The sequence below is a fragment of the Eikenella sp. NML070372 genome, from assembly GCF_001648415.1.
Lineage (GTDB): Bacteria > Pseudomonadota > Gammaproteobacteria > Burkholderiales > Neisseriaceae > Eikenella > Eikenella exigua.
On sequence record NZ_LXSN01000004.1, the window covers coordinates 1 to 24,075 of the forward strand.

Here is a 24,075-nt window from a genome sequence, read left to right on the forward strand (position 1 = left end):
GTGACCTATATGGGCCTGCCCATATTCTTCGGTTTCTACCTCTACCACAAACTGCGCTACCGCACCCGGGTGATTCCGCTTGAGGAAGTGGATTTGGGCGACGAGGAAGAGGACGAAGACGAATAAGCCCCATCATATAAAAGGCTACCTGAAAACCGTGTTTCAAGTTTTCAGGTAGCCTTTTGTGGTTGTGTTATATTGCTTTTTATTTTTACGGTTTCAGGTAGCCTTATGTCATCGCCATCCACTTCCACCATCGCCGCCATTGCCACTGCCGCCGGGCAGGGCGGGGTGGGCGTTATCCGGCTTTCCGGCAGGCAGCTGTTGCCGCTGGCGCAGCAAATCAGCGGCGGCAAAACCCCGCAGCCGCGCCGTGCGCTCCATACCGATTTTGTCGATGCTGCAGGCGAAGCCATCGACAACGGCCTTCTGCTCTATTTCCCCGCGCCCGCCAGCTTCACCGGCGAAGACGTGATCGAGCTGCACGGCCACGGCGGGCGTGTGGTGTTGCAAATGCTGCTGCAACGTTGCTTCGAGCTGGGCGCGCAGCCGGCCGAGCCGGGCGAATTCACCAAACGCGCCTTCTTAAACGGCAAGCTCGATTTGGCGCAGGCTGAAAGCGTGGCCGACCTTATCGATGCCGCCAGCCAATCCGCCGCCCGCCTGGCCGTGCGCTCGCTCAAAGGCGCGTTTTCCCAGCAGATTCACGAGCTGGTGGACGAACTCATCACCCTGCGCATGCTGGTGGAAGCCACCCTGGATTTCCCTGAAGAAGACATCGATTTCCTGGCCGAAGCCAAAGTGGATGAGCGCCTTGCCGCCTTGCAGGAGCGCCTTGCCCGAGTGCTTGCCCAAGCCGAGCAGGGCGCGATTTTGCGCGAAGGCATGAACGTGGTGCTGGTGGGCGCGCCCAATGTAGGCAAATCCAGCCTACTCAACGCTTTGGCCGGCGAGGACGTGGCCATCGTTACCGACATTGCCGGCACCACCCGCGACACCGTGCGCGAGCAGATTACGCTCGAAGGTATCCCCGTACACATCATCGACACCGCCGGCCTGCGCGATACCACCGACCCGGTGGAGCAAATCGGCATCGAGCGCAGCCGCCAAGCCGTGCAGCAGGCCGATGTGGCCTTGATTCTCATCGACCCGAACGAAGGGCTGAACGAGGCTACCTGTAAAATCCTCGCTCAGCTGCCGCCCGGGCTCAAACGTATTGAAATCCGCAATAAAATCGACCTCAGCGGCGAAGCAGCGGAAAGCTGCGAGCAAAGCGGCCAACCCAGCGGCGCCGACACTCTGATCAAACTTTCCGCCAAAAACGGCGCCGGGCTCGATTTGCTCAAACAGGCGCTGCTGCGGCAAATCGGCTGGCAGGGCGAAAGCGAAAGCCTGTTTCTCGCCCGCAGCCGCCACCTGCGCGCGCTGGAAGCCGCCCAAACCGAGCTCGAACTCGCCGCCCTGTGCGGCCGCCACCGGCTCGAACTCTTCGCCGAACACTTGCGCTTGGCGCAAGACGCCTGCAACACCATCACCGGCGAATTCAACGCCGACGACCTCCTGGGCGTGATTTTCAGCCGCTTCTGTATCGGCAAATAGAGCGGTTGGAAGGCGAATAAACCGTACGTGCGGGCTTGTTTCCTGAATGCTGTAATGAAAAGGCTACCTGAAACGGGATTTGAATGTTTCAGGTAGTCTGCCGTTTGGTTTTTGGCTACACTTGCCGCCTTCGGAATAAAGCTTCCGACCAGTCAGGGCAGGCCGCGGACATTGCGACCCGGCTTTGCCCGTCGGCGACATTGCGCCGCCGCAAACTCTTATTGAAGGAACACGCCTATGACCACCCTCTCCCCGGTGGCTTTGCGCCGTCAAACCGAGCCGAAGCCGCATCCCACCGCGCAGTATTGGAAAAAATGCGATGTCGAAGCCCTGTTCGGGCTGCCCTTTCTCGACCTCGTATTCCGTGCCGCCGAAATCCACCGCCAAAATTTCAACCCGCGCGAAATCCAGCTTTCCACCCTGCTTTCCATCAAAACCGGCGGCTGCCCCGAAGATTGCGCCTACTGCCCGCAATCGGCGCACCACAATACCAATCTGGGCAAAGAGCAGATGATGGATGTGGGCGAAATCGTGGAAAAAGCCAAAATCGCCAAATCGCGCGGTGCCAGCCGTTTCTGCATGGGTGCGGCATGGCGCGGGCCGAAGCCGAAAGATGTGGCCGTGGTGTCCGAAATCATCAAAGCCGTGAAGGGGTTGGGCATGGAAACCTGCGGCACGTTCGGTATGCTCGAAGACGGCATGGCGGAAGACTTCAAAAAAGCCGGCCTGGACTACTACAACCACAACCTCGACACCGACCCCGAGCGATACAACGACATCATCCACACCCGCAAACACGAAGACCGAATGGACACCTTGGGCAAAGTGCGCAATGCCGGCCTGAAAATCTGCTGCGGCGGCATTGTGGGCATGAACGAAACCCGTGCCGAGCGCGCCGGACTAATTGCCAGCCTCGCCAACCTCGACCCACAGCCGGAAAGCGTGCCGATTAACCAGCTGGTGAAAGTGGAAGGCACGCCGCTGGCCGATGCCGAAGATTTGGATTGGACGGAGTTTGTCCGCACCATTGCCGTGGCGCGGATTACCATGCCGCACAGTTTCGTGCGCCTTTCCGCCGGGCGCAGCAATATGCCCGAATCCATGCAGGCGATGTGTTTTATGGCAGGCGCGAACTCGATTTTTTACGGCGACAAGCTCTTAACCACGGAAAACCCCAATGAAGACGGCGACCGCCTACTGATGGCCAAGCTGGATTTGGTGCCGCTGGATTATCATGCCGAACCCGGCGAGGCGGCGGAAAGGCTACCTGAAAACCACCACACAGCCGGCGGTTGCGGCGGCGGACATTGCGGCTGTGCGCATTGAGTTTCAGATTTCAGGTAGCCTTTTCAGGTAGCCTGAAGTGGAAAATAAAAAACAGCATGATGTTGCGTCATGCTGTTTTTATAGTGGATTAAATTTAAATCAGGACAAGGCGACGAAGCCGCAGAAAGTACAGATAGTACGGCAAGGCGAGGCAACGCCGTACTGGTTTAAAGTTAATCCACTATATATATGTAGGGAGGCTACCTGAAAAATATTGGCTGCCATTGTCTGCCAACCGATAGCAGCCTTATTCGTTTCCCTCCGCATGTCTTGCCAAATGCCGCAGCGCCGCCGCCAGCTCCGGGTGGTGCGCCAAATCGTCCGCTGCGGCCAAGCATTGTTCGGCGGCGGTGCGGCTCAGTTTGGCTTGTTTCTCTTTCGGCCGTTCCTGTTCCGGCGGGCTGATTTTCACCTGCACTTCGCGCACTTCCGGGCACACCGCACGCCAGGCCGGCAGCAGCCCCGCCGCGAGCATCCGCAGCCGTGCCGCCGCCATATTGTTGCTTGCATACCAAACCAAAACCCCTTCGCGCACCCGTACTGCCTGACAATGTTGTTGCAGCTCGGCTGGCAGCCGTGCTTCCAGTGCTTGGGCGGTATGCCGCCAGCTCTCGGCCTGCATAATCAGGTCGTGCAACCGCGATTCGCCGCGGCTGAGGCTGTCGCGGCTGTGCAGGCTGTGGCGGCCGGGGTTGAGGCGGTTGAGGTCGGACATGAAAGGCTACCTGAAAAGTGGGGTTGGGCAACGGCAAAGCAGGCAGGATACACCTAAAAACCTCATCAAGAGGCTACCTGAAAACAGGCAAACTGCCGCTGCCGATAAAAAAGCCTGCCCGATGCGCTTGAAATCCTGCCAGGGCGAGCCATATTCCCAAGCGCGAACAGGTTTGATTATGCTAGAATTACCCGTTATTTTACTATCGCAGTGGATTAGATTTGAACCGGAATAAGCCGGCAGGCGAATGCCGCCGCGGTTTGAATCGAGCACACGGGGCAACAGCAATACCGCATAAGGGATTAAATATTTTATGATTACTTCACTGGCCAAAAAAGTGTTCGGCAGCCGCAACGACAGGCTTCTGAAACAATACCGCAAATCCGTGGTACGCATCAACGGCATGGAAAAAGATATCCAGCAGCTCGACGATGCGGCGCTGCAAGCCAAAACCGCAGAATTCAAACAACGGCTCGCCAAGGGCGAAACCTTGGACGACATTTTGGAAGAAGCTTTTGCCGTGTGCCGCGAAGCTTCCCGCCGCACACTGGGCATGCGCCATTTTGATGTGCAGCTCATCGGCGGCATGGTGTTGCACCAAGGCAAAATCGCCGAAATGCGCACCGGCGAAGGCAAAACCCTGGTAGCCACGCTGGCTGTGTATCTGAACGCGCTCGCCGGTAAAGGCGTGCACGTGGTAACGGTAAACGACTACCTCGCCGCCCGCGATGCCGATATCATGGGCCCGCTCTACAACTTCCTCGGCATGAAAGTGGGCGTGATTGTGGCCAATATGGATCAGGCCGCCAAGCACGAAGCCTATAACGCCGACATCACCTACGGTACCAACAACGAATTCGGCTTCGACTACCTGCGCGACAATATGGTGCACCAGCTGAGCGACAAAGTGCAGCGCGAGCTGAACTTCGCCGTGGTGGACGAAGTGGACTCCATCCTCATCGACGAAGCCCGTACCCCGCTCATCATCTCCGGCCAGGCCGACGATAATACCGATTTGTATTTGGTGATGAATAAAGTACCCGCCCAACTGGTGCGCCAAAAAGAAGAAGAGGGCGAGGGCGATTATTGGGTGGATGAGAAAAACCGCACCGTATTGCTCAGCGAAGCCGGCCATGAACATGCCGAGCAAATCCTCACCAAAATGGGTTTGCTGCAGGAAGGCGATTCGCTCTACTCCACCGCCAATATCGCCCTGATGCACCACCTGATGGCCGCTTTGCGCGCCCACAGCCTGTTTAATTTGGACGAACACTATGTGGTGCAAGACGGCGAAATCGTGATTGTGGACGAATTCACCGGCCGCCTGATGACCGGCCGCCGTTGGTCGGAAGGCCTGCATCAGGCCGTGGAAGCCAAAGAAGGCGTGGAAATCCGCCAAGAAAACCAAACCTTGGCTTCCATTACCTTCCAAAACTACTTCCGCCTCTACAGCAAACTCTCCGGCATGACCGGTACTGCCGACACCGAAGCCTATGAGTTCCAAAACATCTACGGCTTGGAAACCGTGATCATCCCCACCAACCGGCCGATGATCCGCAAAGACTTCAACGACCAAGTGTTCCGCACCGCCGAAGAAAAATTCGAAGCCGTGGTGGCCGACATTAAAGAGCGCCATGCCAAAGGACAGCCCATTCTGGTGGGCACCACCAGCATCGAAAACTCCGAGCTGGTGTCTAATATGCTCTCCCGCGCCGGCTTGGCACACAACGTTTTGAACGCCAAAGAGCACGCCCGCGAAGCCGACATCGTGGCGCAGGCCGGCAAAACCGGTATGATTACCGTGGCCACCAATATGGCCGGCCGCGGTACCGACATCGTGCTCGGCGGCAACGTGAAACATCTCAGCCACATCATCCGCAACAATCCCGATTTGAGCGAAGAAGAAAAAGCCGCCCGCATTAAAGAGTTGGAAGACGGCTGGCAGGAAGAGCACGACCGCGTAATCGCTGCCGGCGGCCTGCACATCGTCGGCACCGAGCGCCACGAAAGCCGCCGTATCGACAACCAGTTGCGCGGCCGTTCAGGTCGTCAGGGTGACATCGGCTCCAGCCGCTTCTATCTCTCGTTTGAAGACCCGCTGCTGCGCCTCTTCGCGCTCGACCGCCACGCTGCCTTGCTCGATAAACTGGCGCCGGAACGTGGTGTGCCGATTGAAGCCAATCTGCTCACCCGTCAGATTGAAAGCGCCCAGCGCAAAGTGGAAGGCCGCAACTTCGATATGCGCAAACAGGTGTTGGAATACGACGACGTGGCCAACGACCAGCGCAAGGTTATCTACAGCCGCCGCAATGAAGTGCTGGAGACTGAAGACAACTCCGCCATGATGACCGAGATGCGCAAAGAAGCGCTCGACAACTTGGTTGATTTGTATATGCCCGCCGACAGCATCGAAGAGCAGTGGGATTTGGTGGCGCTGGAGAAACAGTTGTTTGCCGACTTCCACATTCACGCCCCGGTTACCGAGTGGCTAAAGCAAGACCCCACTCTTGACAACCAAGATGTGAAAGAGCGCGCTTGGAAACTGGCACAAGATGACTACGCCGCCAAAACCGATATGGTAGGCGCCGGGTTGATGCATCAGTTCGAACGCAATATCTTCCTGCAAGTGATGGATAGCCAATGGCGTGAACACCTCTCCGCTATGGACTACCTGCGCCAAGGCATACACCTGCGTGGCTATGCCCAGAAGAATCCGAAGCAGGAATACAAAATGGAATCTTTCGAGATGTTCCAAAACCTGTGGCAGAGCATTCGCGGCGAAACCGCCAGGCTCCTGTCGCAAGTGCGTTTCGAGCAGAATGAGCCGGTGGCCAAGGAAAGTGCTCCCGTGCAAATGGCCTATCAAGAAAACCATGCTCCAGCGCCGGATATCAGCTACTTGGCTGTTAATGGCAGTACTGCCGAAGCCGCTGATTTTGCCGAGGACGACTTCAGCCCCGAAGCCCTTACTGCCCGCGGCCAAATGGTACACCGCAACGACCCCTGCCCTTGCGGCAGCGGTCTACGCTACAAACAATGCCACGGCAAACTGGACTAAACTACTCTGTTTAAACTAGGTAAAAATAAAGGCTACCTGAAATTTCAGGTAGCCTTTGATTAAGCCTGAAGGATTAGTTCTGGCCTTCTTCCGGACGCATATGCGGGAACAGGATAACGTCGCGGATGCTCGGGGCGTTGGTCAGCAACATTACCAAGCGGTCGATACCGATACCGCAACCGCCGGTGGGCGGCAGGCCGTATTCCATGGCGCGGATGTAGTCGGCGTCGTAGTTCATGGCTTCGTCGTCGCCGGCTTCTTTCTGTGCCACTTGCGATTTGAAGCGTGCAGCTTGGTCTTCCGGGTCGTTCAACTCTGAGTAGCCGTTGGCCAGTTCGCGGCCTACTGCAAACAGCTCGAAACGTTCGGTGAGCTTCGGATTGGTATCGGAAGCGCGGGCCAGGGGAGACACTTCAACCGGATAGTCGATGATGAAGGTGGGGTTCCACAGCTTGCCTTCGGCACAGCCTTCAAACAAGGCCAGCTGCAGGCTGCCGATGCCGGGGGCGGCAGGCAGGTCTTCGCCGTGTTTCACCACTTCTTTTTTCAGCCATTCTTCGTCGTTCAGCTGCTCGTCGGTGTATTGCGGATTGTATTTTTTGATCGCGTCCACGATGGTGAGGCGGTCAAAGCGTTTTTCCAAATCCACTTCTTTACCGTTGTAGGGAACGTGCAGGCTGCCGCAAACCTCTTTGGCGCAAGCGCGGATCACGCCTTCGGTCATGTCCATCATGCGGTGGTAGTCGCAGAATGCTTCGTAGAACTCCATCATGGTGAACTCGGGGTTGTGGCGGGCAGACACGCCTTCATTGCGGAAGTTGCGGTTGATTTCAAACACGCGCTCGAAGCCGCCAACAGTCAATCGTTTCAGATAGAGCTCAGGAGCGATGCGCATAAACAGCGGAATGTCCAGAGCGTTGTGGTGGGTAACAAACGGACGAGCTGCTGCGCCACCGGCAATCGGGTGCATCATCGGGGTTTCCACTTCCAGATATTTTTCACCGATCATGAAGTTGCGGATAGTCTGGATAATGCGAGCACGTTTTCTGAAGATCTCGCGTGATTCGGCATTCACGATCAAATCAGCATAACGCTGGCGGTAGCGGGTTTCCTGGTCTTTCAGGCCGTGCACTTTGTCGGGCAGGGGGCGCAGTGCTTTGGCCAGCAGACGGATTTGGCTTACGCGTACAGTCAGCTCGCCGTGGTTGGTTTTAAACAGCACGCCTTCTGCGCCGAGGATGTCGCCCAAGTCCCAGTGCTTGAACTCTTCGTGAATCTTCTCACCAACACCTTGGTCATTTACGTAGAGCTGGATTTGACCGGAAACGTCTTGCAGGGTGGCGAAGCTGGCCTTACCCATATCGCGTTGCAGCATCATGCGGCCGGCCACCTTGACAGTTACGTTCTTTTCTTCCAACTCTTCCTTAGACAGTTCGCCGTATTGGCTCTGCAGGTCACCAGCAAAAGCATTGCGGCGGAAGTCGTTCGGGAATGCTACGCCATGCTTGCGGATTTCTGCCAATTTCTCGCGACGAACTGCCATGACCTGACTTTCGTCTAATTGGGGGGTGTCGGTATGTTGAGATTCATTCATGATATCCATCCATATATTAATGAGAAGCAGCGGTCTCGGGCAGACGGTCTGTCTCTGTGGTTGAAGAACTTCATTTCTGAAGATGCCGTTGCATCAATCGCCCTTACCGCGAGGTTGACGAGGATCAATGTTTGTACATTCATTTGCGGCAAACCTCACAGCTTTACGCAAAGGCATGGCTGTAAAGTAAAGGAAAGGCGAGGTGTATGTCAAGCGGGTAAATCAAAATTTTTTCAAGTGTTAATGCTTGAGGTGTGACAATAATGAAAACAATCTGTCTGCAGAACAACTAGATTATTGCGGCGCAAAAGGATTTATGCGGCCATATCGGCAGCGCGGGCGATAGCCAAGCCTTTTGCTGGCTGAGGTAGAGCGGGTTATCGGGGCATCCGCGTCCAGGGTTCGTTGGCGGTCAGGGGTTGTGTGACAATAATGGTCACGCAGTCGCGGGCGTAGTCGCCGCGGCGAAATCTACAGTTACGTCGTTGTCGATAAGGTGCGCTTCGCCGAAGGGGGGGACGGATGATACGGATGATGTAATGATGATACGGATGATGTAATACAGCAGAGTGTTGGCGTGGGCAAACAGGATTTCTCTGTTGGACAGCATGAAATTGAATAATTCGTGGTGGCGGATTTGGGCGGTGAATGTGGCCACTTCGGTAAATAGTCTGCCCATCGGCAGTTTGTGCTCAAAACGGCTGTGTAGTTGCTCCAGTTAATATAAAGCAGAAAACACGTTCGGAGTCAGTGCTGCCGAACGGGGCGGTAGTATTTGCCTTCTTTAGGTTGGAAACCACCAAGGTGGCCGTTGTGGGCAAACAGCCAGTATTTGCCCAATATTTCGCGGATGAAGGGGTGGGTGTTGGCCAGGCCGACGCTGTCTTGGGTAGCCTTGCGGATGTGGGCGATGACGTTGGTGGATTTGATTTGGTAGGTTTTTACCACAAACTCGGCCATCGGCGAGTTGGCGCAGGGCTTGTCGTCGTGGAATATGCGCACGCCTTTGTTTTCGAAGAAGCCGATGCCGAGGCTGTCGGCGTGTCGGTCGGCAGGCCCGCCGCACAAGCGGAATCCTTCAAAGGAGAAAACGATGTCGGTTGAGGTGTTGCAGTTCATGCCTCTAAGCTGTACATGATGAGTTCCACGAGATTAGTTGGTGAAACTGGCAGGCGTTGTGCTGCTATGGTTATTTTAACAACGGCCTTGAGGCTACCTGAAACCTGTTCTGTTGCCATGTCGATATAACGCGTGGTTATATGCTTGCATTTGGAAGGCATGCATTAATTTCAGGTAGCCTTACTGTGTGGGATTAAGGCAAAGTTTCTACTTGAAAGTTTTGGTGAAAATATAGTATAGTTAGTATCTTGGCATTTTTGGCCAAGTTTTTGTTTTGTCCAAAAGGTCGGCCAATCGTAGCGGACCCGTTGTTATATAAGGAAGAATCATGACTTTAGGTCTGGTTGGGCGAAAGGTGGGCATGACTCGCGTGTTTACTGAGCAAGGTGTTTCCGTGCCGGTAACCGTGTTGGAAATGTCTCCTAATCGCGTCACTCAAGTAAAATCCAAAGATACCGACGGCTATTTTGCTGTTCAGGTTACCTTTGGTCAGAAGAAAGTCAATCGTGTAAACAAGGCGGAAGCCGGCCACTTTGCGAAAGCAGGTGTTGAGGCAGGTCGTGGTTTGCATGAGTTTGCTTTGACTGAAGAAAAATTGGCTGAATTGAAAGTGGGCGACGAAGTAACTGTTGCTATTTTTGAGGCTGGCCAGTTTGTGGATGTAACCGGCACCTCTAAAGGAAAGGGCTTTGCCGGTACTATCAAGCGCCATAACTTTGGTGCGCAACGTGCTTCTCACGGTAACTCCCGTTCTCACCGTGTTCCTGGTTCTATCGGTATGAACCAAGATCCGGGTCGTGTGTTCCCGGGTAAACGCATGGCTGGCCAGTATGGTAATACCACTGCGACCGTGCAGCGTTTGGAAGTGGTTCGTGTGGATGCGGAACGCAATCTGCTGTTGGTTAAGGGTGCGGTTCCCGGTGCCGCCAATGGTGATGTGGTTGTTCGCCCCAGCATGAAAGTAGGTGCGTAATGGAATTAAAAGTAATTGATGCTAAAGGCCAGGTTTCAGGTAGCCTTGCTGCTTCCGATGCGCTGTTTGCCCGTGAGTATAACGAGGCATTGGTCCACCAGCTGGTTACTGCTTTTTTGGCAAATGCCCGTTCTGGTAACCGTGCACAGCTGACTCGTGCTGAAGTAAAACACTCCACCAAAAAGCCGTGGCGTCAGAAGGGCACAGGTCGTGCTCGTGCTGGTATGTCTTCCTCTCCGTTGTGGAGAGGGGGTGGTCGTGCGTTTCCAAACAAACCCGATGAAAACTTTACTCAGAAGGTTAATCGTAAGATGTACCGCTCCGGTATGGCGACTATTTTGTCCCAGTTGGTGCGTGATGAGCGCTTGTTTGTGATTGAAGAGCTGTCTGTTGCCACTCCTAAAACCAAAGCTTTTGCTGAGCAAGTGAAAAATTTGGGTATGGAGCAGGTTTTGTTTGTTACCAATCAGCTGGACGAAAACGTATATCTGTCTTCACGCAACCTGCCAAATGTGTTGGTTCTGGAAGCTCAGCAGATTGATCCGTACAGCTTGCTTCGCTATAAAAAAGTAGTGGTAACTAAGGAAGCGGTTGCACAACTTGAGGAGCAATGGGTATGAATCAACAACGTTTGATGAAAGTAATTTTGGCTCCTGTTGTTTCTGAAAAGAGCAATTTGTTGGCTGAGAAACGCAACCAGATGACTTTTAAAGTGTTGCCTGATGCAACCAAGGCAGAAGTTAAAGCTGCTGTTGAATTGTTGTTTGGTGTTCAGGTAGCCTCTGTGACTACAGTTGCGGTTAAGGGCAAGGTAAAGCGTTTTGGCCGCTCTTTGGGTCGTCGCAGTAGCGTGAAGAAGGCCTATGTCAGCTTGGCTGCTGGGCAAGAGCTGAATTTGGAATCTGTTGCAGCAACTGCAGATAAGGAATAAATATTATGGCTATTGTAAAAATGAAGCCGACTTCTGCAGGCCGCCGCGGCATGGTTCGCGTGGTTGCAGAGGGTCTGCATAAGGGTGCTCCTTATGCGCCGCTGGTGGAGAAGAAAAACTCTATCGCTGGCCGCAACCATAACGGTCATATCACTACTCGTCATAAAGGTGGTGGGCATAAACATCACTACCGCGTAGTAGATTTTAAACGCGATAAGGATAATATTCCTGCGAAAGTTGAGCGTATTGAGTACGATCCGAACCGTACTGCTTTCATTGCGCTGCTTTGCTACGCTGATGGTGAGCGCCGTTATATTATTGCTCCTCGCGGTATCCAAGCGGGTGCCGTGTTGGTTTCTGGCGCAGAAGCTGCAATCAAAGTTGGTAATGCTTTGCCGATTCGTAATATTCCGGTTGGTACCACCATCCACTGTATTGAGATGAAACCTGGCAAAGGTGCTCAGATTGCTCGTTCGGCTGGTGCTTCCGCGGTTTTGCTGGCTAAAGAAGGTGTTTACGCTCAAGTTCGTCTGCGTTCAGGTGAGGTGCGTAAGATCCATATCGATTGCCGTGCCACTGTTGGCGAAGTTGGTAATGAAGAGCAAAGTCTGAAGAAAATTGGTAAAGCTGGTGCTAATCGCTGGCGTGGTATTCGTCCGACCGTTCGCGGTGTGGTAATGAACCCTGTGGATCACCCACATGGTGGTGGTGAGGGTCGTACCGGTGAGGCTCGTGAGCCTGTCAGCCCATGGGGTACTCCGGCTAAGGGTTACCGAACTCGTAATAATAAGCGTACGGATAATATGATTGTTCGTCGCCGCTATTCAAATAAAGGTTAATTGATATGGCTCGTTCATTGAAAAAAGGTCCATATGTCGACCTGCACCTGCTGAAAAAGGTTGATGCTGCTCGCGCCGGTAATGATAAGCGTCCTATTAAAACATGGTCTCGCCGCTCAACAATTCTCCCCGATTTTATTGGGTTGACTATTGCGGTACATAATGGCCGCACTCATGTGCCTGTGTTTATTAGCGATAATATGGTTGGCCATAAGTTGGGTGAGTTTGCGCTTACTCGTACTTTTAAAGGACACTTGGCTGATAAAAAGGCTCAGAAATAAGGTGAATTATGAGAGTATCTGCACAACATAAAAATGCCCGTATTTCTGCTCAAAAAGCCCGGTTAGTTGCTGATTTAATTCGAGGCAAAGAGGTAGAGCAAGCTCTTAATATTTTGGCATTTAGCACAAAGAAAGGTGCTGAGCTGATTAAAAAGGTATTAGAGTCTGCTATCGCTAATGCTGAGCATAACGAAGGCGCTGACATTGATGAGCTTAAAGTTGTAACGATTTTTGTGGACAAGGGGCCGAGCTTAAAACGATTCCGTGCCCGGGCAAAAGGTCGTGGCAACCGTATTGAAAAACAAACGTGTCATATTAATGTGACAGTAGGAAACTAAGGAAAAGCTATGGGACAAAAAATTCATCCAACTGGCTTTCGCCTAGCTGTAAATAAAGACTGGTCATCTAAGTGGTTCGCCAAGAGCACAGAATTTGCTGCTGTATTGAAGCAGGATATCGATGTGCGTGATTATTTGCGTAAGCGCTTGGCAAATGCTTCAGTAGGCCGCGTAGTGATTGAGCGTCCGGCTAAATCTGCTCGCATCACCATTCATACTGCACGCCCTGGTGTCGTGATTGGTAAAAAGGGCGAGGATATTGAGGTATTGAAGCAAGATTTGCACCAATTGCTTGGTGTTCCTGTTCATGTGAATATCGAAGAAATTCGCAAGCCTGAACTGGATGCTCAAGTGATTGCTGATGGTATCGCTCAACAGTTGGAAAAACGTGTACAGTTCCGTCGCGCAATGAAGCGTGCCATGCAGAATGCGATGCGTGCTGGTGCTAAAGGTATCAAGATTATGACTTCAGGGCGTCTGAATGGCGCGGATATCGCTCGTAGCGAGTGGTATCGTGAGGGTCGTGTGCCGTTGCATACTTTGCGAGCAGCTGTTGAATATGCCACTAGCGAGGCTCATACCACCTATGGTGTTATAGGCCTGAAAGTATGGGTTTATAAGGGCGAGACTGGACAGTTGTTGGAAAATACCAACACTGAGAATAAGCGTAGAAAAGGAGGTGGCCGCCATGCTACAGCCGGTTAGAATGAAATATCGCAAGCAGCATAAAGGTCGCAATACTGGTGTCGCTACTAATGGATACGATGTCAGCTTTGGTAATTTTGGTTTGAAGGCAATTGGTCGTGGCAGATTAACGGCTCGACAGATTGAAGCGGCTCGACGTGCTATGACTCGTCATATTAAGCGTGGTGGGCGTATTTGGATTCGTGTGTTTCCAGATAAACCTATTACTGAAAAACCAATCCAAGTACGTATGGGTGGCGGTAAAGGCTCTGTAGAGTATTATGTCGCTGAAATCAAGCCTGGCAAAGTGCTCTATGAAATGGATGGAGTATCAGAATCCTTGGCTAGAGAGGCGTTTGCTTTAGCGGCTGCAAAATTGCCTATACGTACAACATTTGTGTCCCGGCAGGTAGGTAAATGATGAAAATGATTGATTTAAAAGACAAATCATTGGAGCAGCTGGAGGCTGATCTGGTTGGTTTGTTAAAGACGCAATTTAGTTTGCGTATGCAACATGCTACTGGCCAGCTAAGCAAGAATAGTGAGCTGAAGCGCGTTCGTCGTGATATTGCCCGCGTAAAAACCAAGTTAGCTGAGAAAGGGGTTGGCAATGAGTGATGCCAAAATTATTCGAACTTTGCAAGGTAGGGTGATCAGCGACAAGATGGATAAAACAGTAACCGTCTTGATTGAGCGCAGAGTAAAACACCCCTTGTATGGTAAGATTATCCAGCGATCCACTAAAATTTACGCTCACGATGAGCGAAATGAGTGCAAAGTGGGTGATGTGGTGGTAATTGCTGAGGGTCGCCCTTTGTCCAAGACAAAGTCATGGGTTGTCCAAAGCCTGCTTGAGAAGTCTCAAGAAATTTAGTTGTAATTTTGGTATTTTTGTAGGCGAGGTCTTGCAGTAGGAAAGAAAAGGCTGTAAACTCCTCGCCTTTCTAGCTTCTAGTTTCCTAGGAGTTTCTCCCTGTCGGGGCCAAAACTGATCTATTTTGGTAGATGCTGGTCATCTATTTGAGACTAATGATAGGTTAAGTTGGTTTTAAAAAGGTAATGACATGATTCAGATGCAGACTATTTTGGATGTGGCTGATAACTCTGGTGCTCGTCGCGTTATGTGCATTAAGGTGCTTGGTGGTTCTAAGCGCCGTTATGCAAGCGTTGGTGATGTTATTAAGGTATCGGTTAAGGATGCGGCTCCACGTGGCCGAGTGAAAAAAGGTGATGTATATAATGCTGTTGTTGTTCGTACAGCTAAAGGCATTCGTCGTGCAGATGGTGCGTTAATTAAATTTGATAATAATGCTGCTGTACTGCTGAATACTAAGCTTGAGCCTATGGGTACGCGCATTTTTGGGCCGGTAACGCGTGAATTGCGTACTGAGCGGTTTATGAAGATTGTTTCGTTGGCTCCTGAAGTGATCTGAGAGATAAGATTATGAGTAAAATTATTAAGGGCGATCATGTTGTTGTTATCTCGGGTAGAGATAAAGGTAAGCAGGGGCAAGTTACCCGTTTGTTAGGTGATAAGGTGGTTGTTGAGGGAGTGAATCTTGTTAGGAGGCACCAAAAGCCTAATCCTATGCGTAATATTGAGGGTGGTGTGGTTGTTAAAAATATGCCTATTCACATTTCAAACGTCGCTATTTATAACAAAGAGACGCAGAAAGCGGATCGAGTTGGTATTAAGTTGATTGATGAGAATGGCAAGGTTAGACGTGTGAGAGTGTTTAAGTCTAACGGTACTGAGTTGGCTTAAGTTGAGCTAAGGAAATTTAGGTATGGCACGGTTGAGAGAGTTTTATATTGAGACGGTTGTTCCTGCGTTGATGTCGCAGTTTGGGTATAAGTCCATCATGGAGGTTCCTCGTATTGAAAAAATAACATTAAATATGGGGGTTGGTGAGGCAGTTGCTGATAAAAAAGTGATGGAGCATGCCGTTAGCGATTTGGAAAAAATTGCTGGGCAGAAGCCTGTTGTTACTTTGGCTAGAAAATCAATTGCTGGGTTTAAGATCCGTGATGACTATCCGGTTGGTTGCAAGGTTACTCTTCGTAAGGAGAGGATGTTTGAATTTTTGGATAGATTAATTTCTGTAGCTTTGCCGCGTGTTAGAGACTTTCGAGGGGTGAATAGTAAATCTTTTGATGGTCAAGGTAATTATAATATGGGTGTTCGTGAGCAGATTATTTTCCCTGAGATTGAGTACGATAAGATTGATACACTTCGTGGGTTAAATATCACGATTACTACTACTGCGAAAACGGATGAAGAGGCAAGAGCATTGCTTTCGCTTTTTAAATTTCCATTTAAGGGATAATCATGGCAAAAAAAGCTCTTATTAATCGAGAAGCTAAACGCGTTGCGCTTGCAAAAAAGTATGCTGCAAAGAGGGCTGCAATTTTTGCAGTAATTAATGATGCAGGGGTAAGCGATAAAGAGCGATTTGAGGCTCGTTTAAAGCTTCAAGCTATTCCTCGAAATGCATCACCTATTCGTCAAAGAAGACGCTGTGCTTTAACGGGGCGACCACGTGGCACCTTCCGTAAGTTTGGCTTAGGGCGTACTAAGATTCGCGAGATTGCGATGCGTGGTGAGATTCCTGGTGTTATTAAGGCCAGCTGGTAAATTTTAAGGATAATGGTAATGAGTATGCATGATCCTATTTCTGATATGCTGACTCGCATTCGTAATGCGCAGCGTGCAAATAAAGCTTCCGTTGCTATGCCTTCTTCTAAGGTGAAATGTGCAATTGCTAAAGTTCTGCAAGAGGAAGGGTATATTGATAGCTTTTCGGTGTCTTCTGGTGTGAAGCCCGTTTTGGAAATTCAGTTGAAGTATTACCTGGGAAAGCCGGTAATTGAGCAGATTAAGCGAGTTTCTCGTCCCGGCTTAAGGGTGTACAAGGGTGCAGATTCAATTCCGCGAGTTATGAATGGGTTGGGTATTGCTATCGTTAGTACATCCAAGGGCGTGATGACTGGGCATAAGGCTCTTGCCTCAGGTGTGGGTGGTGAGTTGTTGTGCATCGTGGCTTAACTTTAAGTGGCCAATTAAGGAGCTTTATTTAAAATGTCTCGTATAGCAAAAAATCCAGTGCATGTCCCTGCTGGTCTTGATGTTGAGCTTGGGGCTGGTAAGTTGGTAATAAAGAATAAGAGTGACAAGTTAAGTGTTGCAGTGCCTAGTAGTATCTTGGTTCAGTTTGCTGATGGGCAGTTAGTATTTTCTGCTGTTACTGATACTAAAGAAGCAGATACAATGTCAGGTACTATTCGGGCGATTGCAGCTAACATGGTTAAAGGGTTGGCTGAAGGATTTGAGAAAAGGTTACAGTTGGTTGGTGTGGGGTATCGTGCACAGGCCCAGGGCTCTACCTTAAATCTTTCTTTGGGATTCTCGCATCCTGTTGTTTATGATATGCCAGCAGGTGTGTCTGTTCAGACACCGTCTCCCACGGAGATAGCGCTGAAGGGCGCCAATAAGCAAATTGTAGGGCAGGTAGCAGCTGAAATTCGTGGTTTTCGACCTCCTGAGCCTTATAAAGGTAAGGGTGTACGCTATTTGGACGAAGTGGTAGTTTTGAAAGAAGCAAAGAAAAAATAGCTAAGGAATTGCATTCATGGATAAGTATACTAGAAGAGCTCGTCGCGCGCATAAAGCGCGTGCGCGCATAAAGCAACTTGGAGAGATTAGGTTGTGCGTATTTCGAAGTAATAACCATATTTACGCACAAATAATTGATGCGAGTGGTGGTATTGTTTTGTCTCAGGCTTCCACAGTAGAGTCAGAGGTAAGAAAAAGCTTAGACTCATGCAGTAATGTTCAAGCTGCATCTTTAGTGGGTAAAAGAATTGCGGAAAAAGCTAAAGCATTAGGTATTGAAAGAGTTGCTTTTGATAGATCTGGTTTTCAGTATCATGGGCGTGTCAAAGCATTGGCAGAGGCCGCTCGTGAAAATGGCCTGAATTTCTAGGATAATAGTTACAGATTTGAGGATCAGATAATGGCAAAGCAAGATATTGAAGAACGTAATGATGGCTTGATTGAAAAAATGGTTGCTGTTAATCGTGTCACCAAGGTGGTTAAGGGTGGTCGAATCATGGCGTTTTCAGCACTGACAGTGGTTGGTGATGGTGATGGCCGTATCGGAATGGGTAAAGGTAAATCTAAAGAAGTACCTGCTGCGGTTCAGAAAGCTATGGATCAGGCTAGACGTTCAATGATTAAGGTATCATTGAATAATGGAACTATTCACCACGAGGTGGTTGGTAAACATGGTGCTACAAAGGTGTTTATGCAGCCTGCAAAAGAAGGTAGTGGTGTAAAAGCCGGTGGCCCAATGCGACTAATTTTTGAAGCAATGGGGGTTCATAATATTTCTGCAAAAGTACATGGTTCTACTAATCCATATAATATCGTTCGAGCCACTTTAGACGGTTTGGTAAAATTATATGCCCCGAGTGAGGTGGCAGCTAAACGCGGTATGTCTGTGGAAGAGTTGGGGGTTTAAGATGAGTACGCAAAAGACAATTATTGTAACGCTTACTAAGAGTTTGATTGGTACGGTTAAATCTCATCGGCAGTGTGTCCAGGGCTTGGGTTTGCGCCATCGGCATCATTCAGTTGAAGTGTTAGATACTCCTGAAAATCGTGGAATGATTAATAAAGTAAGTTATCTCTTGAAGGTTGGGGGCTAATTATTTATGTTTTTGAATACAATTCAACCATCTGCAGGCTCTATCCATGTTAAGCGTCGTGTTGGACGTGGTATTGGTAGTGGTCTTGGTAAAACGTGTGGTCGTGGACATAAAGGGCAAAAAAGCCGTGCTGGTGGATTTCATAAGGTTGGTTTTGAAGGCGGGCAGATGCCTCTCCAACGCCGCCTTCCCAAGAGGGGCTTTAAGCCAATCTCTTCTTTGAAAGCAGCAGTTATTACTTTGTCTGACTTGAATAAAGTAAATGGTAAAGAGGTTGATATCCTAATATTAAAACAAAACGGCTTATTAAACTCTGAGGTGAGCGCGGTTAAAGTGGTTGCTACTGGGTCTGTTGCTAAAGTACTTACTGTTCGTGGCGACGTTAAGGTTACCAAAGGTGCTCAGGCAGCTATTGAGGCTGTTGGTGGGGTTGTAGAGTTGTCTTGATATTTGTTGAAAATACCGAGAGGTGGCTGTAATTAGGAATTTAGCAAGAATGAATGATTTGAGAAGACGCCTGTTGTTTTTGCTCGGGGCTCTTATCGTCTTTAGGGTAGGGGCTCATATTCCCGTACCTGGAGTCAATGCTGCAGCACTCGCTAATAGTTTTAAGGAAGGTAATGCCGGTATCTTGGAGATGCTTAATCTCTTCTCTGGCGGTTCTTTAGAGAGGTTTAGTATTTTTGCCATAGGAATTATGCCATATATTTCAGCATCTATTATTATTCAATTGGTTGCTGAGGTACTACCATCGTTAAAGGCCTTGAAAAAGGAAGGGGAAGCGGGACGCCGAGCTTTGACCAAATATACTCGTTGGGGAACTCTGATTGTTGCGATAGTACAAGCATTTACAGCGGCAGCGTTTGTTTATCAGCAACCAGATCTTGTAGTGATTGGACGGTCAGAGTTCTACATTTCTACAATTACGTGTCTGGTAACCGGAACCATGTTCTTGATGTGGCTTGGAGAGCAGATGACTGAGCGTGGTATTGGTAATGGTGTTTCATTATTAATTACAGCAGGAATTGTGGCTGCTCTCCCTGGCGCGGTTAGTAACTTGTTGAATCTGGCAATTACTGGTGCTAGTGGCTATGGGGCAATTCTTTTTGTATTGTTCGGTGGGTTGTGCCTGATCTATATAGTTGTTTATATTGAGAGTGCTCAGCGTAAGATTCCTATTCATTATGCGCGTCGACAAATCGGGAACCGAATTGTACAAGGACAGAAAACCCATTTGCCATTTAAAATAAATATGGCAGGCGTGATTCCTCCAATTTTTGCATCTAGCGTAATTTTATTCCCGTCTCAAATTATTGGGTGGTTGGATAAAAGAGTGGATGGTAATGTATTTGTTGATTTTATCGCTGCTAATCTTTCCCCAGGTAAATCTTTATATTTGGTAGTATTTGCAGCGGCCATAATTTTCTTCTGCTATTTTTATACTGCGTTAGTATTTAGCCCAAGAGAAATGGCTGAGAATTTGAAGAAAAGTGGGGCTTTCGTCCCAGGTATTCGGCCAGGTGAACAAACCTCAAATTATTTGGAAAAAGTGGTTATGCGCCTTACCTTCTTTGGTGCGTTGTATATAACTATTATTTGCTTGATTCCAGAGTTTGTTACGGGAGTGCTCGGCATTCCATTTCATTTGGGTGGAACGTCTCTTCTTATTTTGGTTGTTGTTACTATGGACTTTGGTACTCAGGTTGCTTCCTATCGTATGAATCAGCAGTATGAGCATTTAATGAGGAAAGGTTCAGCTAAGAAGTAATTGTACTATGTAAGTAAAGAGATTATGGCTAAAGAAGATACTATACAAATGCAGGGCGAGGTATTGGAGACTTTGCCTAATGCGACTTTTAAAATTAAACTGGAAAATGGCCATGAAGTATTAGGACATATTTCTGGGAAGATGCGAATGCACTATATCCGGATTTCACCTGGTGATAAGGTTACTGTAGAAATGACACCTTATGACTTATCCCGTGCTCGTATCGTTTTTCGAGCTCGTTAAATCATGAAAAGGAAAATAAATGCGTGTTCAACCATCGGTAAAGAAGATTTGTCGCAATTGCAAGGTTATTCGTCGCAATCGCGTTGTGAGAGTGATCTGCACAGATCCACGTCATAAACAGCGACAAGGCTAATTGTTTAAAATAAAATATGCTATGCTTGTGTAGCTTTTCGTCTTAAAAGGAAACGAAGAATGGCTCGTGTTGCAGGAGTGAATATTCCTAATAATGCCCATGTTGTAATTGGTTTGCAGGTAATTTATGGTATTGGCGCCAGTCGCGCAAAATTGATTTGTAATAATGCAGCTATTGCTCCTGATATTAAGGTAAAGGATTTGACAGAGGGGCAGTTAGATGCTTTGCGTGAGCAGGTTGCGCAGTATGAAATTGAAGGTGATCTGCGTCGTGAAATTACTATGAATATCAAACGACTGATTGATATGGGTTGTTATCGTGGGTTTCGTCACCGTCGTGGTTTGCCATGTCGTGGGCAGCGTACTAGGACTAATGCCCGTACTAGAAAAGGTCCTCGTAAGGTAATTGCAGGCAAAAAGGGTTAGGAGATTAAGTTAAATGGCTAAAGCAACTACAGTTGCGCGTGCGCGTAAAAAAGTACGGAAAGTAGTGAATGATGGTATTGTCCATATTCATGCCTCTTTTAATAATACTATAATTACCATTACTGATCGACAGGGTAATGTTCTGTCTTGGGCTACATCTGGTGGTGCAGGGTTTAAAGGATCTCGCAAAAGCACCCCTTTTGCCGCTCAGGTAGCTGCTGAAGCAGCTGGTAAGGCTGCGCAGGAATATGGTGTGAAAAATTTGGAAGTTCGCATTAAAGGGCCTGGGCCTGGTCGAGAGTCTTCTGTTCGTTCTCTAAATGCTATCGGTTTTAAGATTGTAAGTATTACTGATGTTACTCCATTGCCTCATAATGGATGTCGTCCACCTAAAAAACGTCGTATTTAATCTGGAGTAATTAACTTATGGCACGTTATATTGGCCCTAAATGCAAATTAGCTCGTCGTGAAGGTAGCGATCTTTTTTTGAAAAGTGCGCGCCGTCCTATTGAGTCAAAATGTAAACTTGAAAACGCTCCTGGTCAGCATGGTGCAAGAAGAGGTCGTTTGTCTGACTATGGTATTCAGCTACGTGAGAAACAAAAAATCCGTAGATTATATGGTGTGTTAGAGAGACAGTTCCGCCGTTATTTTGCTGAAGCCTCACGTCGTAGGGGTGCGACTGGCGAGCTGTTGTTGCAGCTGCTTGAGTCACGTTTGGATAACGTGGTATATCGCATGGGTTTTGGTTCTACTCGTGCGGAAGCTCGTCAGTTGGTATCCCATAAAGCAATTTTGGTGAATGGCGAAGTAGTTAATATCCCGTCTTTCCAGGTAAAAGCGGGAGATACTGTCTCTGTGCGGGAAAAAGCTAAAAAACAGGTTCGTATCCAAGAATCATTGCAATTGGCTGCTCAAATTGGCTTGCCAAGCTGGGTTTCTGTAGATGTCGATAAGCAAGAGGGCGTATTTAGAAATATGCCTGACCGTGCTGACTTGTATAGTGATATTAACGAGCAGTTAGTGGTTGAGTTTTACTCAAAATAATTTCATTGGCTCAAAAAAGGGGGCAGTTAAATGCAAAACAGCACCTATGAATTTCTGAAGCCGCGACAGATTGATGTAGATGCTTTGTCTGCAACGCGTGCAAAAGTTTTTATGGAGCCATTTGAGCGGGGTTTTGGTTATACATTAGGCAATGCGTTGCGCCGTATATTGCTATCATCAATGAATGGTTTTGCACCTACAGAGGTGGTAATTGACGGTGTACTGCATGAATATTCTACTTTAGATGGTGTTCAGGAAGATGTTGTAGACATATTGCTGAATATTAAAGGAGTGGTATTCAAGCTTCAGGGTCGTGATTCGGTCCAGGTTAGCTTAAATAAATCAGGTAGTGGGGTAGTAACTGCTGCTGATTTGGAATTGCCGCATGATGTGGAAGTAATTAATCCAGAACATGTTATTTGCCGCTTGTCTGATAATGGCAAGATTGAACTGACAATTACTGTAGAAAAGGGTCGTGGCTATCAAACTGTTAGTAGCAGGGATGATGACCACAAGCAAATTGGCGCTATTCATTTGGATGCCAACTTTTCTCCTGTTCATCGTGTTAGCTTTGAGGTTCAGGCTGCTCGTGTGGAGCAGCGGACGGACTTGGATTGTTTGGTTTTAGATATTGAAACCAATGGTGCAATTGATCCGGAAGAGGCAGTGCGTCGAGCAGCTCGGATACTGATTGATCAAATGTCGGTATTTGCTGACTTGGAAGGGACACCGGTTGAAGAGTCTAAAGAAGAAGCTCCGCATATTGACCCGATTCTGCTACGCCCAGTAGATGATTTGGAATTGACTGTTCGTTCAGCGAATTGCTTGAAAGCTGAAGATATCTACTATATTGGTGATTTGATTCAGCGAACCGAAACCGAATTGCTGAAAACCCCGAATCTTGGCAGAAAATCTTTAAACGAGATTAAAGAAGTATTGGCTTCAAAAGGCTTGACCTTGGGCTCAAAATTGGATGTGTGGCCACCTGTTGGTTTAGATAAGCCTTAATATTTAATTGAAAAGGATAATAAAATTATGCGTCATGGTAATGCCAACCGCAAATTAAACCGCACAAGCAGCCATCGTGCAGCGATGTTGCGTAATATGGCTAATTCGCTTTTAACCCATGAAACTATTGTAACTACTCTGCCCAAGGCTAAAGAGTTGAAACGAGTAGTAGAGCCTTTGATTACTTTGGGTAAGAAGCCTTCTTTAGCTAATCGTCGTACTGCCTTTAACAGAACTCGCGACAGAGATGTTGTAGTGAAACTGTTCGATGAGTTGGGTACTCGTTTTGCCAGCCGCAATGGTGGTTATGTTCGTATTTTGAAATATGGCTTCCGTAAAGGTGATAATGCGCCGTTAGCATTGGTGCAATTGACCGATTTGGCCACTGAAGACTCAAATACTGAGGCTGCATAACTGTTTGATTGAGCTGTTGCCGAAAGCTGAATTCTGTGGATTACATAGAATTCGGCTTTTTTTATTTGTTGGGCTTTAAATTAAGCTTTATATTTGTTTCAAATAGGGATGAGACAAGGTGGTAAGTTGCGGACAGCACAGAGGAGTGTGGCAAAGCAAACTAAATTTATATTCTATTTATGTAACAATTAAATGGCCAACTCCTTCTTTCTTCAAAGCTCTCTTCTGAAAGGCGTTGAATCTAATCGTCCCATATTTGGAATCATGCACAACTTCGCTACTTTTGCTGAACTTCGGTGCAGTATCCTATCTTGATGGACAGGACACTAATCCCGTTTATTCAGTGCTCTCAATTCTTATGATTGGCACACTATTTTCAGGCAGCTTTGTTCGTATTCCAGCTGCGGATACTAATCTACCCCCGCAATAGCTATCTGCTACACCTCCTATCCAAGCATCGGTATAATCCCTTAAGGTTAGCCAGATCCACCAATCGGCCGGCTAAATACATTCCCAATATAAGGCAGTATAGCAAGCTAATACATAGCCAAGACTAGGCTAATTTGCTAGCAACCCTGTGTACAAAATGCTTTCCTGCAACCAACACACCAATTATCTAATAAGGATACCCACCATGCCCTACCAAGTACAGCTTCCCATCGTTATCACGCCTGCTGATCTGCCTCTACATTGCAGTGACCCCACGCACGAAGCCTGGGATGGCCAACCGCGTGTATTTTTGCCGATTACCTCCAACGGCAGCATCGAATGCTCGTATTGTAGCAGCATCTATCAGCTCAACGGCGAAGTAGGTGGGCATTACTAACGTTCTGGTTTTAGTATAGTGGGGCAGTTCGCAACTGTTACCGCCTT

General features: G+C 48.7%; 34 protein-coding genes and 2 pseudogenes. 33 read left to right on the top strand and 3 right to left on the bottom strand.

Translation table 11 applies throughout. The features are described from left to right. The first annotated feature begins 231 nt into the window (after positions 1 to 231). The 3 genes and pseudogenes from mnmE to A7P97_RS09950 form a co-directional block, all read left to right on the top strand. Positions 232 to 1,599, top strand: coding sequence for a tRNA uridine-5-carboxymethylaminomethyl(34) synthesis GTPase MnmE (gene mnmE / locus A7P97_RS01775; RefSeq protein WP_067530145.1), 1,368 nt, complete (start codon positions 232 to 234; stop codon positions 1,597 to 1,599). 237 nt (positions 1,600 to 1,836) lie between these two features. Continuing rightward, positions 1,837 to 2,925, top strand: coding sequence for a biotin synthase BioB (gene bioB, locus A7P97_RS01780; protein ID WP_082887565.1), 1,089 nt, complete (start codon positions 1,837 to 1,839; stop codon positions 2,923 to 2,925). Between the two features lie 79 nt (positions 2,926 to 3,004). Then, a pseudogene (locus A7P97_RS09950) lies at positions 3,005 to 3,127 on the top strand (IS5/IS1182 family transposase); the annotation flags it as partial. A 45-nt stretch (positions 3,128 to 3,172) separates the two neighbouring features. On the opposite strand, the gene A7P97_RS01785 reads toward A7P97_RS09950, so the two are convergent. Beyond that, positions 3,173 to 3,640: a DciA family protein gene (locus A7P97_RS01785; protein WP_067530146.1), complete on the bottom strand. Its 468-nt coding sequence runs from the start codon at positions 3,638 to 3,640 to the stop codon at positions 3,173 to 3,175. Positions 3,641 to 3,953: 313 nt separating this feature from the next. Between A7P97_RS01785 and secA the strand changes: the two genes are divergently transcribed. Continuing rightward, the gene (gene secA / locus A7P97_RS01795) at positions 3,954 to 6,698 is read left to right on the top strand and encodes a preprotein translocase subunit SecA (RefSeq protein WP_067530147.1); all 2,745 of its coding nucleotides are present in this window, start codon (positions 3,954 to 3,956) and stop codon (positions 6,696 to 6,698) included. A 73-nt stretch (positions 6,699 to 6,771) separates the two neighbouring features. Here the strand turns inward: secA and lysS are convergent, their stop codons facing one another. Next, positions 6,772 to 8,292: a lysine--tRNA ligase gene (gene lysS / locus A7P97_RS01800; protein ID WP_067530148.1), complete on the bottom strand. Its 1,521-nt coding sequence runs from the start codon at positions 8,290 to 8,292 to the stop codon at positions 6,772 to 6,774. 386 nt (positions 8,293 to 8,678) lie between these two features. Further along, positions 8,679 to 9,411: pseudogene (locus A7P97_RS09555) on the bottom strand (class II glutamine amidotransferase); the annotation flags it as partial. A gap of 328 nt (positions 9,412 to 9,739) precedes the next feature. Here A7P97_RS09555 and rplC point away from each other — a divergent pair. From rplC to A7P97_RS01935, 29 genes are all read left to right on the top strand, one after another. Continuing rightward, complete coding sequence (gene rplC / locus A7P97_RS01815; RefSeq protein WP_067442691.1) at positions 9,740 to 10,384, top strand: 50S ribosomal protein L3; 645 nt, start codon at positions 9,740 to 9,742, stop codon at positions 10,382 to 10,384. Next, positions 10,384 to 11,004 (top strand): 50S ribosomal protein L4, encoded by a 621-nt coding sequence (gene rplD, locus A7P97_RS01820; protein WP_067530151.1) that lies wholly within the window; start codon positions 10,384 to 10,386, stop codon positions 11,002 to 11,004. Before rplC ends, rplD begins: the two co-directional genes overlap by 1 nt. Continuing rightward, entirely contained in the window at positions 11,001 to 11,315 is a 315-nt protein-coding gene (gene rplW / locus A7P97_RS01825; RefSeq protein ID WP_185737533.1) for a 50S ribosomal protein L23, read from the top strand. Before rplD ends, rplW begins: the two co-directional genes overlap by 4 nt. Positions 11,316 to 11,320: 5 nt before the next feature. Then, on the top strand, positions 11,321 to 12,154 hold the full coding sequence (gene rplB, locus A7P97_RS01830) for a 50S ribosomal protein L2 (RefSeq protein WP_003823800.1): 834 nt from the start codon (positions 11,321 to 11,323) through the stop codon (positions 12,152 to 12,154). Between the two features lie 5 nt (positions 12,155 to 12,159). Beyond that, positions 12,160 to 12,435, top strand: coding sequence for a 30S ribosomal protein S19 (rpsS, locus tag A7P97_RS01835; RefSeq protein ID WP_003823801.1), 276 nt, complete (start codon positions 12,160 to 12,162; stop codon positions 12,433 to 12,435). 8 nt (positions 12,436 to 12,443) lie between these two features. Continuing rightward, positions 12,444 to 12,773, top strand: a complete 330-nt coding sequence (gene rplV / locus A7P97_RS01840) for a 50S ribosomal protein L22 (RefSeq protein WP_064083613.1) — start codon at positions 12,444 to 12,446, stop codon at positions 12,771 to 12,773. Positions 12,774 to 12,782: 9 nt separating this feature from the next. Continuing rightward, a complete protein-coding gene (gene rpsC / locus A7P97_RS01845; protein WP_067530153.1) occupies positions 12,783 to 13,478 on the top strand; it encodes a 30S ribosomal protein S3 in 696 nt (231 codons plus the stop codon). Next, the gene (gene rplP / locus A7P97_RS01850; protein WP_003823806.1) at positions 13,462 to 13,878 is read left to right on the top strand and encodes a 50S ribosomal protein L16; all 417 of its coding nucleotides are present in this window, start codon (positions 13,462 to 13,464) and stop codon (positions 13,876 to 13,878) included. The genes rpsC and rplP overlap by 17 nt, the downstream gene beginning before the upstream one ends. Continuing rightward, positions 13,878 to 14,075 (top strand): 50S ribosomal protein L29, encoded by a 198-nt coding sequence (rpmC, locus tag A7P97_RS01855; protein ID WP_035573964.1) that lies wholly within the window; start codon positions 13,878 to 13,880, stop codon positions 14,073 to 14,075. The genes rplP and rpmC overlap by 1 nt, the downstream gene beginning before the upstream one ends. Further along, positions 14,068 to 14,331 (top strand): 30S ribosomal protein S17, encoded by a 264-nt coding sequence (rpsQ, locus tag A7P97_RS01860; RefSeq protein WP_067442697.1) that lies wholly within the window; start codon positions 14,068 to 14,070, stop codon positions 14,329 to 14,331. Before rpmC ends, rpsQ begins: the two co-directional genes overlap by 8 nt. Before the next feature lie 190 nt (positions 14,332 to 14,521). Then, positions 14,522 to 14,890, top strand: a complete 369-nt coding sequence (gene rplN, locus A7P97_RS01865) for a 50S ribosomal protein L14 (protein ID WP_067442699.1) — start codon at positions 14,522 to 14,524, stop codon at positions 14,888 to 14,890. 11 nt (positions 14,891 to 14,901) lie between these two features. After that, entirely contained in the window at positions 14,902 to 15,222 is a 321-nt protein-coding gene (gene rplX, locus A7P97_RS01870) for a 50S ribosomal protein L24 (protein ID WP_067526402.1), read from the top strand. Between the two features lie 22 nt (positions 15,223 to 15,244). Beyond that, positions 15,245 to 15,784 (top strand): 50S ribosomal protein L5, encoded by a 540-nt coding sequence (gene rplE, locus A7P97_RS01875; RefSeq protein WP_067442703.1) that lies wholly within the window; start codon positions 15,245 to 15,247, stop codon positions 15,782 to 15,784. A gap of 2 nt (positions 15,785 to 15,786) precedes the next feature. After that, positions 15,787 to 16,092: a 30S ribosomal protein S14 gene (rpsN, locus tag A7P97_RS09560; RefSeq protein WP_049259020.1), complete on the top strand. Its 306-nt coding sequence runs from the start codon at positions 15,787 to 15,789 to the stop codon at positions 16,090 to 16,092. A gap of 18 nt (positions 16,093 to 16,110) precedes the next feature. After that, entirely contained in the window at positions 16,111 to 16,503 is a 393-nt protein-coding gene (gene rpsH / locus A7P97_RS01880) for a 30S ribosomal protein S8 (protein WP_067526404.1), read from the top strand. A gap of 33 nt (positions 16,504 to 16,536) precedes the next feature. Continuing rightward, a complete protein-coding gene (gene rplF, locus A7P97_RS01885) occupies positions 16,537 to 17,070 on the top strand; it encodes a 50S ribosomal protein L6 (RefSeq protein ID WP_067447422.1) in 534 nt (177 codons plus the stop codon). A gap of 16 nt (positions 17,071 to 17,086) precedes the next feature. Next, a complete protein-coding gene (gene rplR, locus A7P97_RS01890) occupies positions 17,087 to 17,440 on the top strand; it encodes a 50S ribosomal protein L18 (RefSeq protein ID WP_067442706.1) in 354 nt (117 codons plus the stop codon). 30 nt (positions 17,441 to 17,470) lie between these two features. Beyond that, complete coding sequence (gene rpsE, locus A7P97_RS01895; protein ID WP_067526406.1) at positions 17,471 to 17,977, top strand: 30S ribosomal protein S5; 507 nt, start codon at positions 17,471 to 17,473, stop codon at positions 17,975 to 17,977. Between the two features lies 1 nt (position 17,978). Further along, positions 17,979 to 18,164: a 50S ribosomal protein L30 gene (gene rpmD / locus A7P97_RS09565; RefSeq protein WP_082881547.1), complete on the top strand. Its 186-nt coding sequence runs from the start codon at positions 17,979 to 17,981 to the stop codon at positions 18,162 to 18,164. A gap of 6 nt (positions 18,165 to 18,170) precedes the next feature. Continuing rightward, on the top strand, positions 18,171 to 18,611 hold the full coding sequence (gene rplO / locus A7P97_RS01900) for a 50S ribosomal protein L15 (protein ID WP_067530154.1): 441 nt from the start codon (positions 18,171 to 18,173) through the stop codon (positions 18,609 to 18,611). A gap of 49 nt (positions 18,612 to 18,660) precedes the next feature. After that, positions 18,661 to 19,932: a preprotein translocase subunit SecY gene (secY, locus tag A7P97_RS01905; protein WP_067530155.1), complete on the top strand. Its 1,272-nt coding sequence runs from the start codon at positions 18,661 to 18,663 to the stop codon at positions 19,930 to 19,932. 24 nt (positions 19,933 to 19,956) lie between these two features. Beyond that, positions 19,957 to 20,175: a translation initiation factor IF-1 gene (gene infA, locus A7P97_RS09570; RefSeq protein WP_049259017.1), complete on the top strand. Its 219-nt coding sequence runs from the start codon at positions 19,957 to 19,959 to the stop codon at positions 20,173 to 20,175. Between the two features lie 19 nt (positions 20,176 to 20,194). Continuing rightward, positions 20,195 to 20,308, top strand: coding sequence for a 50S ribosomal protein L36 (gene rpmJ, locus A7P97_RS09575; RefSeq protein ID WP_049259016.1), 114 nt, complete (start codon positions 20,195 to 20,197; stop codon positions 20,306 to 20,308). Between the two features lie 59 nt (positions 20,309 to 20,367). Further along, complete coding sequence (gene rpsM / locus A7P97_RS01910; RefSeq protein WP_067530156.1) at positions 20,368 to 20,733, top strand: 30S ribosomal protein S13; 366 nt, start codon at positions 20,368 to 20,370, stop codon at positions 20,731 to 20,733. A 13-nt stretch (positions 20,734 to 20,746) separates the two neighbouring features. After that, a complete protein-coding gene (gene rpsK, locus A7P97_RS01915; RefSeq protein ID WP_067447428.1) occupies positions 20,747 to 21,142 on the top strand; it encodes a 30S ribosomal protein S11 in 396 nt (131 codons plus the stop codon). 17 nt (positions 21,143 to 21,159) lie between these two features. Next, the gene (rpsD, locus tag A7P97_RS01920; RefSeq protein ID WP_067526411.1) at positions 21,160 to 21,780 is read left to right on the top strand and encodes a 30S ribosomal protein S4; all 621 of its coding nucleotides are present in this window, start codon (positions 21,160 to 21,162) and stop codon (positions 21,778 to 21,780) included. A 30-nt stretch (positions 21,781 to 21,810) separates the two neighbouring features. Further along, a complete protein-coding gene (gene rpoA, locus A7P97_RS01925) occupies positions 21,811 to 22,788 on the top strand; it encodes a DNA-directed RNA polymerase subunit alpha (protein ID WP_067530157.1) in 978 nt (325 codons plus the stop codon). Between the two features lie 27 nt (positions 22,789 to 22,815). Next, positions 22,816 to 23,202: a 50S ribosomal protein L17 gene (rplQ, locus tag A7P97_RS01930; RefSeq protein WP_067530158.1), complete on the top strand. Its 387-nt coding sequence runs from the start codon at positions 22,816 to 22,818 to the stop codon at positions 23,200 to 23,202. A 634-nt stretch (positions 23,203 to 23,836) separates the two neighbouring features. Then, positions 23,837 to 24,028 carry a zinc-finger domain-containing protein gene (locus A7P97_RS01935; protein ID WP_067530159.1) on the top strand — a complete coding sequence of 64 codons (192 nt, stop codon included), beginning with the start codon at positions 23,837 to 23,839 and terminating at the stop codon, positions 24,026 to 24,028. Positions 24,029 to 24,075 lie beyond the last annotated feature (47 nt).

Excerpts from the sequence above, each read along its gene's own strand:
- bioB (WP_082887565.1), top strand. The coding sequence starts at position 1,837 with ATGACCACCCTCTCCCCGGTGGCTTTGCGCCGTCAAACCGAGCCGAAG.
- rpsC (WP_067530153.1), top strand. The coding sequence starts at position 12,783 with ATGGGACAAAAAATTCATCCAACTGGCTTTCGCCTAGCTGTAAATAAA.
- rpoA (WP_067530157.1), top strand. The coding sequence starts at position 21,811 with ATGCAAAACAGCACCTATGAATTTCTGAAGCCGCGACAGATTGATGTA.
- rpsN (WP_049259020.1), top strand. The coding sequence starts at position 15,787 with ATGGCAAAAAAAGCTCTTATTAATCGAGAAGCTAAACGCGTTGCGCTT.
- A7P97_RS01935 (WP_067530159.1), top strand. The coding sequence starts at position 23,837 with ATGCCCTACCAAGTACAGCTTCCCATCGTTATCACGCCTGCTGATCTG.
- rpsS (WP_003823801.1), top strand. The coding sequence starts at position 12,160 with ATGGCTCGTTCATTGAAAAAAGGTCCATATGTCGACCTGCACCTGCTG.
- rplP (WP_003823806.1), top strand. The coding sequence starts at position 13,462 with ATGCTACAGCCGGTTAGAATGAAATATCGCAAGCAGCATAAAGGTCGC.
- rplD (WP_067530151.1), top strand. The coding sequence starts at position 10,384 with ATGGAATTAAAAGTAATTGATGCTAAAGGCCAGGTTTCAGGTAGCCTT.
- rplF (WP_067447422.1), top strand. The coding sequence starts at position 16,537 with ATGTCTCGTATAGCAAAAAATCCAGTGCATGTCCCTGCTGGTCTTGAT.
- rpsD (WP_067526411.1), top strand. The coding sequence starts at position 21,160 with ATGGCACGTTATATTGGCCCTAAATGCAAATTAGCTCGTCGTGAAGGT.
- secY (WP_067530155.1), top strand. The coding sequence starts at position 18,661 with ATGAATGATTTGAGAAGACGCCTGTTGTTTTTGCTCGGGGCTCTTATC.
- rplC (WP_067442691.1), top strand. The coding sequence starts at position 9,740 with ATGACTTTAGGTCTGGTTGGGCGAAAGGTGGGCATGACTCGCGTGTTT.
- rplV (WP_064083613.1), top strand. The coding sequence starts at position 12,444 with ATGAGAGTATCTGCACAACATAAAAATGCCCGTATTTCTGCTCAAAAA.
- rpmD (WP_082881547.1), top strand. The coding sequence starts at position 17,979 with ATGAGTACGCAAAAGACAATTATTGTAACGCTTACTAAGAGTTTGATT.
- rplB (WP_003823800.1), top strand. The coding sequence starts at position 11,321 with ATGGCTATTGTAAAAATGAAGCCGACTTCTGCAGGCCGCCGCGGCATG.
- rpsE (WP_067526406.1), top strand. The coding sequence starts at position 17,471 with ATGGCAAAGCAAGATATTGAAGAACGTAATGATGGCTTGATTGAAAAA.
- rplN (WP_067442699.1), top strand. The coding sequence starts at position 14,522 with ATGATTCAGATGCAGACTATTTTGGATGTGGCTGATAACTCTGGTGCT.
- secA (WP_067530147.1), top strand. The coding sequence starts at position 3,954 with ATGATTACTTCACTGGCCAAAAAAGTGTTCGGCAGCCGCAACGACAGG.
- rplR (WP_067442706.1), top strand. The coding sequence starts at position 17,087 with ATGGATAAGTATACTAGAAGAGCTCGTCGCGCGCATAAAGCGCGTGCG.
- lysS (WP_067530148.1), bottom strand. The coding sequence starts at position 8,292 with ATGAATGAATCTCAACATACCGACACCCCCCAATTAGACGAAAGTCAG.
- rpsQ (WP_067442697.1), top strand. The coding sequence starts at position 14,068 with ATGAGTGATGCCAAAATTATTCGAACTTTGCAAGGTAGGGTGATCAGC.
- infA (WP_049259017.1), top strand. The coding sequence starts at position 19,957 with ATGGCTAAAGAAGATACTATACAAATGCAGGGCGAGGTATTGGAGACT.
- rplE (WP_067442703.1), top strand. The coding sequence starts at position 15,245 with ATGGCACGGTTGAGAGAGTTTTATATTGAGACGGTTGTTCCTGCGTTG.
- rpsM (WP_067530156.1), top strand. The coding sequence starts at position 20,368 with ATGGCTCGTGTTGCAGGAGTGAATATTCCTAATAATGCCCATGTTGTA.
- rplW (WP_185737533.1), top strand. The coding sequence starts at position 11,001 with ATGAATCAACAACGTTTGATGAAAGTAATTTTGGCTCCTGTTGTTTCT.
- rpsK (WP_067447428.1), top strand. The coding sequence starts at position 20,747 with ATGGCTAAAGCAACTACAGTTGCGCGTGCGCGTAAAAAAGTACGGAAA.
- rpmJ (WP_049259016.1), top strand. The coding sequence starts at position 20,195 with ATGCGTGTTCAACCATCGGTAAAGAAGATTTGTCGCAATTGCAAGGTT.
- A7P97_RS01785 (WP_067530146.1), bottom strand. The coding sequence starts at position 3,640 with ATGTCCGACCTCAACCGCCTCAACCCCGGCCGCCACAGCCTGCACAGC.
- rplO (WP_067530154.1), top strand. The coding sequence starts at position 18,171 with ATGTTTTTGAATACAATTCAACCATCTGCAGGCTCTATCCATGTTAAG.
- rplX (WP_067526402.1), top strand. The coding sequence starts at position 14,902 with ATGAGTAAAATTATTAAGGGCGATCATGTTGTTGTTATCTCGGGTAGA.
- rpsH (WP_067526404.1), top strand. The coding sequence starts at position 16,111 with ATGAGTATGCATGATCCTATTTCTGATATGCTGACTCGCATTCGTAAT.
- rpmC (WP_035573964.1), top strand. The coding sequence starts at position 13,878 with ATGAAAATGATTGATTTAAAAGACAAATCATTGGAGCAGCTGGAGGCT.
- rplQ (WP_067530158.1), top strand. The coding sequence starts at position 22,816 with ATGCGTCATGGTAATGCCAACCGCAAATTAAACCGCACAAGCAGCCAT.
- mnmE (WP_067530145.1), top strand. The coding sequence starts at position 232 with ATGTCATCGCCATCCACTTCCACCATCGCCGCCATTGCCACTGCCGCC.